The following is a 6,961-nucleotide window of genomic DNA, read 5'->3' on the forward strand; positions in this document are numbered from 1 at the left end:
GCAGCAGCGCAAGGACAAGCCCCTTGCGCTGCTGCTGATCCCCGCCTATAATTCTGCTTGCGACAGGGGCGCCCCACAACCGGGGGCTGAGATGAACCCTTTGAACCTGAACCGGGTCATGCCGGCGGAGGAAGTCGTTTGCAGCACCTTGCAAACAGAACACGTGCAAACTGTACACGGGCACACAGAACACGTTCAGACCGAACGGGTGCCGACCGTGTTCTTTCGGTGAGCGGACTGGCGTTCGCTGTCAGGTCGGGACACATGGCATGCTGCACGCGCCTTTCCGCCGTCAAGAGACCCGCTTGCCGTGAGGACGAGGAATGACGTGCGGCTATCACCTTGCCGCCATGCGGGCGCGGCGTCCGCTGGTGCAGAACATCACCAATTTTGTGGCCATGCAGACCATGGCCAATGTGTTGCTTGCGGCCGGGGCTGTGCCAGCCATGGTGCATGCCCGGGAAGAGGCCGCAGAGTTTGCTGGCCTTGCGCAGGCCCTGACACTGAACACCGGCACACCAGAACCCGACTGGGTGGCGGCCATGGAGGCCGCTGCGCTGGTTGCCGGGCAGCGCGGCATTCCACTTGTGCTTGATCCGGTGGCAGCCGGTGCAACCACCTATCGCCGCGAGATCAACACACGGCTCGCGCGTCTGGTGCCGGGCGTTCTGATCAAGGGCAATGCCTCGGAAATCCTCGCGCTGGCAGGCCGGGAGAGCGCATCCCGGGGACCGGACAGCGGCGATGATGTTGCCATCGCCGAGCCGGCAGCCATCGCACTGGCGAGGGCGACAAAGGGGATCGTTGCCATGACCGGACCTGTCGATCTGGTGACGGATGGGCGGCGGCTGGCCCGGGTCAACAACGGTACAGCGCTGATGACGCAGGTCACTGCACTCGGCTGTGCGCTCACCGGTGTTGTGGCGGCCTTTGCAGGAACCGCCGAGGATCGCTTTCACGCAACAGTCGCAGCCCTCGCCTATTACGCAGTCGCCGGGCAGAAGGCTGGCGAGGCCTATCCCCTGCCGGGAAGCTTCGCCACCGGTTTCCTGAATGCCCTCAACGAGCTGACGCCGTCCCAGCTGGATGACCTTGCTCATGTGGAGTTTGCCAATGCGCCGCTTTGACCTGTCCCTGTATCTCGTGACCGACGAAGTCCGGCGTCCTGGCCTGGAAGACGATGTGATCGCCGCCGTGCACGGCGGGGTGAGCCTGGTGCAGCTGCGCGACAAGACCGCCCCGCATGCGGTGGTGGCAGACTTCGCCCGCAGGCTGAAGGCGCGGCTTGATCCGCTGCGTGTCCCGTTGCTGCTGAATGACCGGGTGGAAGTGGCCCGGATGATCGGTGCGGCCGGCGTGCACATCGGCACCCGCGACATGACCCCGGCCGAGGCGCGGCAGATGCTCGGACCGAACGCCATCATTGGCGTCTCTGTGTCCGAGCCTGGTCACCTTGGCCGGTTCGATCCGGCGGATGTGGATTATGTCGGCGTCGGCCCCGTGCATCCGACCCGGACGAAGCCGGACCACGCGGCCCCGATCGGATATGAGGGGCTGGCGCAGCTGTGCGCCGCCATCCCACTGCCCGCCGTCGCGATTGGCGGGTTGACCGCCAGCGATGCGGCCGGCGTGCGCAAGGCTGGTGCATCCGGCATGGCTGTGGTGTCCGCCATCCTTTCGGATGGCGACCCGGAAGAGGCCGCACGCCGGTTGCGCCTCGCGTGGGACGAAACGGCTGTGCTGGCGGCCGAGTAGATCAAGGTCCGGAAAAGGGGGCTTGCTCTGGAATCAGGTCACGGCACGAGGCCGGGACGGCTCGGAGCATCCTGGTTTATCAGCGGCCAAATTCGCTCCGCTGCCCGTTTACACGTCGCCTTGCGGGCGGTAGCGGCCGGTGGCGGGGTCGCGTTCGAGCCGGACGGGCGCGTCCTCTGATCGCAGGGCAGCTTCCGACAGGCGCGCCTCGATGCGGTTCATTTCGCGCCGCACCAGTTTCATCGCGGCAAAGCCGGCAGCGCCCAGGAGGGCCAATCCCCACAGCGGTGGCATGTCAGTTGTCTCCTGTCCGGCTCACAGACCGTAACGGGCCCACAAGGCCCGCGCCTCGACCGAGGCCATCAGATCATCGGCATAGGTCGCCGGCAAGAGGGAAGCGGCAATGCCGCCACCAGAGCGGCGCCCCAGGAACCCGCGCGGCGGATTGATCAGGCGCGGCTCGGCCTTGTCGCCGAACTTTTCCTTCAGTACCGAGCGCAAGTCTCCTTCCCGGTCGGCAAGACCCAGGGCGACCGCCGAACGGCCGGTCCAGAACTGACCGGTGAACAGGTCGGGATGATCCGTGAGCCGGGCACCACGCCGCTCCTTCACCAGAGCGATGAACACGTCATGGATCTCGGCTTGCAGGGTCTTGATATGGGCGATGTCTTCTGCGTTTTCCGGCCGGAAGGGATCGAGCTGCGACTTGTTGCTGCCAGCGGTATAGACGCGGCGCTCGACGCCCAGTTTCTCGATCAGACCGGTCATGCCGAAGCCCGCAAAGATCACGCCAATCGAGCCGACGATGGACGAGGGATCGACGATGATCTCGTCGCCAGCCACCGCGATCATGTAGCCGCCGGATGCGGCCACATCCTCGACGAAGACAAGGACCTTCTTGTCATGAAGCCCGGCCAGATCGCGGATGCGCTTTGCAATCAAACGGGACTGGACCGGGGAACCGCCCGGAGAGTTGATCACCAGCGCAACCGCCGGGGCCTGCTTCATCCGGAACGCCCGCTCGAGCGGCTGGGCGACATTGGCCAGATTGAGGCCAGGCCGGGCAATCCCGCCATTGTCGATGACGCCTTGCAGGCGGACAACCGGGATGACCGGCGCGGAGCGGCCGAGCAGCGCCCGGGTCTTGTCGGCAAGCATTTGAAACATCAGGCAAGGCTCCACAAAAACGTCTGTCTGAGTGTCTAACTGGTGCCTTGTGGAGCGCAAGACAAGGTCGGGCGGTCATCCCCGTCAGGTGGCCGAGCGCGCCATCTTCTGGGTGCGCATGGCAAGATCACGGACAGCTTCCCAGTTCAGCCGCACCCCGGCCTCATCGCCTTCGCGGCGCATGATCTGGCCGACAAGGGCACGCGGCATGCCCAGAACGCGAATGATGACCTCGTCCGGCAGCCGGTTCAGCCCTTCGGCCGAAACGCGGCAACCGGACTTGGAGGCATCGATGATCCGTCCCGTGATGCGCAGCTTGCCTTCGCGATCGGTGATGACAATCGGCAGAGAGACCGCGCGGCGTGGTTCCTCGCGGCGGCTGATGCCGGTGTCCTGCTGCAATGAGAAGACAATGGCAGCATTCTGGCCGGTGATTGATGTCACGGTGGCCGCCCGCAAATGCGGATCACTGCCAATCCGGATGCCAATCGACTTGCCGAGCAGGGTGATATTGGCAGAGGTCAAGCGGCAGCCCCACTGGCTGACGTTGCTCATCTCCGCCTCGATACAGGTCAGCCGGTCGACGTCGAAGACGAGGACTTTTTCGGGCGCCGGCTGTTCCGCCGGCTTCACGGCAGTTGACGTTGCAGCGTTGCGATTAATCGAGAAAGCACCCGACCCCATCGGCCTAATCCTGAATAATGACAGTGCTTTGGGTACCAGAGCCTAGCTTAACAAACCGTATAGGTTGATAAGCCACAACGCCTCAACCGGCTTAACCGGATCAGGTGCCGGCGGTCAACGCCTGACGAAGAGCAAGGAAATCGTGCCAGGCGAGGCGCTTTTCCAGGGGGCTGCGCAGAAGATAATCCGGATCAAACGTGGTAAGCGCACGGATCTTGCGGCGGCCCGTGTCATGGTCCATCCAGCGGCCCCGCATCTTCCGGATTGGCTCACTCGCCCCGGTGAGAGCCTTGGCCGAAGCGCCGCCGAGCAATACCAGCACATCCGGATCCACCAGTTCGATCTGTCGCAGGATGAAGGGACGGCAAATCTCGATTTCCTGCGGCGTTGGTGTCCGGTTGCCAGGCGGGCGCCAGGGCACGACATTGGTGACATAAACTGACGAGCGGTCCAGTCCGATGGCTGCGAGCATGCGGTCGAGCAACTTGCCCGAGCGCCCGACAAAGGGCAGGCCAGCCGCATCTTCCTCTGCGCCCGGTGCCTCGCCGACCAGCATGATGCGGGCCGCCGGATTGCCATCGGCAAAGACCAGCGTCTTGGCGGTCAGATGCAGATTGCAGCCGTGGAAACCGGCAAGCCTTGTCCGCAGATCCTCGAGGGTCGCGGCGGCGCGCGCCGTCTCCCGCGCCGCCCGCACCGCATCCTCGCCCGGAATGACAGCGGCTGCCGCTGGAACTGGCGCAGCTGTTTGCGGCGGCTTCGACAAGGATGGAAGCACCATCGGCGGCGACGGCGGGGCATTCCCAGGTCCGCGCTGCATCGGCACAGCCGGGGACATGGTCGCCATCTGCGGCCGGGGCTCCGGTGGCCGCCGGGCCTCCAGTTCCGACTGGGCAAAGCGATCGATCGGATCAAGATCCACAAAGCCGTCCACGCCCGAGGCTTGCAGGAACTCCAGCAAGGCTTCGACGTGGCGTACGGTCAGGACGGTCGGGTCGGATGCGATCATGCCGGCAATCTAGACACTCGCCAGCCAAAGACAACCGCTGGAGATCTGTTTGCGCGCAGGCCAGCCCGGTCTTCACCATTGTCCACCGACAGGCTGGTTTTCGGCAGCGGATGGCTGCGTTCGACCGATGCCTGCGACAATGCGATGCTTGCGACCAAACCGGAAATATGATTTACGCTTACGTAAACGTTAGGTCACGACGCTGCCTGAAAGGAGCAATTGCGAGGCGATAGCCCCTGCTCTAATACAGGTCAGACACGAGTGGAATATCGGCGGACGACGGGACAAGAGGCGCCGTCCGCTGCGGCCCTTGCGCGAGGGGCCAACCGCTAGGGCATTCCCGGCGACGTTGAAGCCGCCGGAAATGCCCAATCTGATTGTTGATCGCAATTCCGGACGCAAAGCCGGTTGCCACCTTTGCTGGAATTGCTCTGGAGGGAGAACACGAATGACGGATATGCTGGAGCTGCCCGAGCGCGAAAGCATGGATTTCGACGTGGTGATCGTCGGTGCCGGCCCCGCCGGTCTTGCCGCCGCCATCCGTCTGAAGCAGATCGCCCTAGAGAAGGGGGAAGAGCTGTCCGTTGTCGTGCTGGAAAAAGGCTCGGAAGTCGGCGCGCATATCCTGTCCGGCGCCGTGATCGACCCGATCGGGCTCGACAAGCTGCTGCCGGACTGGCGCAGCGAGGATACGCCGATCAAGACGGCCGTCACCGATGACCATTTCCTCCTGCTCGGCCCTGCCGGCGGCATCCGCCTGCCGAACTTCCTGATGCCGAAGCTGATGAACAACCACGGCAACTACATTGTCTCGCTGGGCAATGTGTGCCGCTGGCTCGCCGGCAAGGCGGAAGAGCTGGGCGTGGAAATCTACCCGGGCTTTGCCGCCGCCGAAGTGCTCTATGACGACGAGGGCAAGGTGGTGGGTGTCGCCACCGGCGACATGGGCATCAGCCGCAACGGCGAGCCGAACCACAACTTCACCCGCGGCATGGAGCTGCGCGGCAAATATGTGCTGATCGGCGAAGGCGTGCGCGGCTCGCTGGCCAAGCAGCTGATCTCGAAGTTTGCCCTCGACCGGGACAGCGACGTGCCGAAATTCGGCATCGGCATCAAGGAACTGTGGCAGATCGACCCGGCCAAGCACAAGCTGGGCCTGGTGCAGCACTCCTTCGGCTGGCCGCTGGACATGAAGACCGGCGGTGGCTCGTTCCTGTATCATCTGGAAGACAACCAGGTGGCCGTCGGCTTCGTGCTGCACCTCAACTACCAGAACCCCTACATCTCGCCCTTCGAGGAATTCCAGCGCTTCAAGACGCATCCGGCGATCCGCGAGACCTTCGAGGGCGGCAAGCGGCTCGCCTATGGTGCCCGCGCCATCACGGAAGGCGGCTACCAGTCGGTGCCGAAGCTGTCGTTCCCCGGCGGCCTCCTGATCGGCTGCTCGGCCGGTTTCGTCAACGTGCCGCGCATCAAGGGCTCGCACAACGCCATGCTGTCCGGCATGCTGGCCGCCGAGGAGGTGATGGCTGCACTCGGATGTGGCGAGGCCAACAGCGAGCTGACGCATTTCGACACCGCCTGGCGCGAGAGCGAGATCGGCGCGGACCTGAAGAAGGTGCGCAACGTCAAGCCGCTGTGGTCGCGCTTCGGCACCATCCTCGGCGTCGGCCTCGGCGGGCTCGACATGTGGACCAACGAGCTGTTCGGCTTCTCCTTCTTCGGCACGCTGAAGCACGGCAAGACCGATGCGCAGAGCCTGAAGCCGGCCAAGGATTGCAAGAAGATCGACTATCCGAAGCCGGATGGCGTCATCTCCTTCGACAAGCTGTCCTCGGTGTTCCTGTCGAACACCAACCACGAGGAAGACCAGCCGATCCACCTCAAGGTGGGCGACCTGGCGCTGCAGAAAGCGTCGGAGCATGACGTCTTTGCCGGCCCGTCCAACAGGTACTGCCCGGCCGGCGTGTACGAGTGGATCGAGGAAGGCGAAGGCGCACCGCGGTTCCAGATCAATTCGCAGAACTGCGTCCACTGCAAGACCTGCGACATCAAGGACCCGAACGGCAACATCACCTGGACCGTGCCGGAAGGCTCGGGCGGGCCGAACTATCCGAACATGTGAGGCTTGCGCTCGGTCATCCCCGCCCCCGTGCACTGCTGTCCGGTTTAAGTTTGTAGGCCTGGGAGTTGCATCTGCCTTGTGTCATTTGGCGGGGTTGGCGGGGCTTTGCTGAGGTGGTCGATTGGCCGTTTGTGCATGATGTTGAGGCGCAGGAGGCGGGCAAAGGCGCGGGGCTGAGGGATTGCGCGCTGGGTGGCATGGACGATGCGCAGCAGGATGTA

Annotated in this window: 7 protein-coding genes and 1 riboswitch; of the genes, 3 read left to right on the top strand and 4 right to left on the bottom strand. The window is 64.1% G+C overall.

The features are described from left to right. The first annotated feature begins 54 nt into the window (after positions 1–54). Positions 55–150, top strand: a riboswitch (TPP riboswitch). Positions 151–323: 173 nt separating this feature from the next. Continuing rightward, the gene (gene thiM / locus C8348_RS20870; protein WP_106755242.1) at positions 324–1,127 is read left to right on the top strand and encodes a hydroxyethylthiazole kinase; all 804 of its coding nucleotides are present in this window, start codon (positions 324–326) and stop codon (positions 1,125–1,127) included. Further along, positions 1,114–1,755: a thiamine phosphate synthase gene (thiE, locus tag C8348_RS20875; RefSeq protein ID WP_106755243.1), complete on the top strand. Its 642-nt coding sequence runs from the start codon at positions 1,114–1,116 to the stop codon at positions 1,753–1,755. Before thiM ends, thiE begins: the two co-directional genes overlap by 14 nt. Positions 1,756–1,863: 108 nt before the next feature. Here the strand turns inward: thiE and C8348_RS20880 are convergent, their stop codons facing one another. From C8348_RS20880 to C8348_RS20895, 4 genes are all read right to left on the bottom strand, one after another. Continuing rightward, positions 1,864–2,049, bottom strand: coding sequence for a hypothetical protein (locus C8348_RS20880; RefSeq protein ID WP_106755244.1), 186 nt, complete (start codon positions 2,047–2,049; stop codon positions 1,864–1,866). Positions 2,050–2,070: 21 nt separating this feature from the next. Then, positions 2,071–2,922, bottom strand: coding sequence for a S49 family peptidase (locus tag C8348_RS20885; RefSeq protein WP_106755245.1), 852 nt, complete (start codon positions 2,920–2,922; stop codon positions 2,071–2,073). A gap of 84 nt (positions 2,923–3,006) precedes the next feature. Further along, complete coding sequence (locus C8348_RS20890) at positions 3,007–3,606, bottom strand: PilZ domain-containing protein (protein WP_106755246.1); 600 nt, start codon at positions 3,604–3,606, stop codon at positions 3,007–3,009. 100 nt (positions 3,607–3,706) lie between these two features. Next, positions 3,707–4,615: a uracil-DNA glycosylase gene (locus C8348_RS20895; protein ID WP_106755247.1), complete on the bottom strand. Its 909-nt coding sequence runs from the start codon at positions 4,613–4,615 to the stop codon at positions 3,707–3,709. 448 nt (positions 4,616–5,063) lie between these two features. Here C8348_RS20895 and C8348_RS20900 point away from each other — a divergent pair, with 448 nt between their 5' ends. After that, entirely contained in the window at positions 5,064–6,740 is a 1,677-nt protein-coding gene (locus C8348_RS20900; RefSeq protein ID WP_106755248.1) for an electron transfer flavoprotein-ubiquinone oxidoreductase, read from the top strand. The last annotated feature ends 221 nt before the right edge of the window (positions 6,741–6,961 follow it).

Source organism: Pannonibacter carbonis (assembly GCF_003012935.1).
In the GTDB taxonomy this organism is placed as follows: Bacteria; Pseudomonadota; Alphaproteobacteria; order Rhizobiales; family Stappiaceae; genus Pannonibacter; species Pannonibacter carbonis.

What these genes read in the sequence shown, in the direction of transcription:
- thiM (WP_106755242.1), top strand. Translation starts at nt 324, where the DNA reads ATGACGTGCGGCTATCACCTTGCCGCCATGCGGGCGCGGCGTCCGCTG.
- thiE (WP_106755243.1), top strand. Translation starts at nt 1,114, where the DNA reads ATGCGCCGCTTTGACCTGTCCCTGTATCTCGTGACCGACGAAGTCCGG.
- C8348_RS20880 (WP_106755244.1), bottom strand. Translation starts at nt 2,049, where the DNA reads ATGCCACCGCTGTGGGGATTGGCCCTCCTGGGCGCTGCCGGCTTTGCC.
- C8348_RS20885 (WP_106755245.1), bottom strand. Translation starts at nt 2,922, where the DNA reads ATGTTTCAAATGCTTGCCGACAAGACCCGGGCGCTGCTCGGCCGCTCC.
- C8348_RS20890 (WP_106755246.1), bottom strand. Translation starts at nt 3,606, where the DNA reads ATGGGGTCGGGTGCTTTCTCGATTAATCGCAACGCTGCAACGTCAACT.
- C8348_RS20895 (WP_106755247.1), bottom strand. Translation starts at nt 4,615, where the DNA reads ATGATCGCATCCGACCCGACCGTCCTGACCGTACGCCACGTCGAAGCC.
- C8348_RS20900 (WP_106755248.1), top strand. Translation starts at nt 5,064, where the DNA reads ATGACGGATATGCTGGAGCTGCCCGAGCGCGAAAGCATGGATTTCGAC.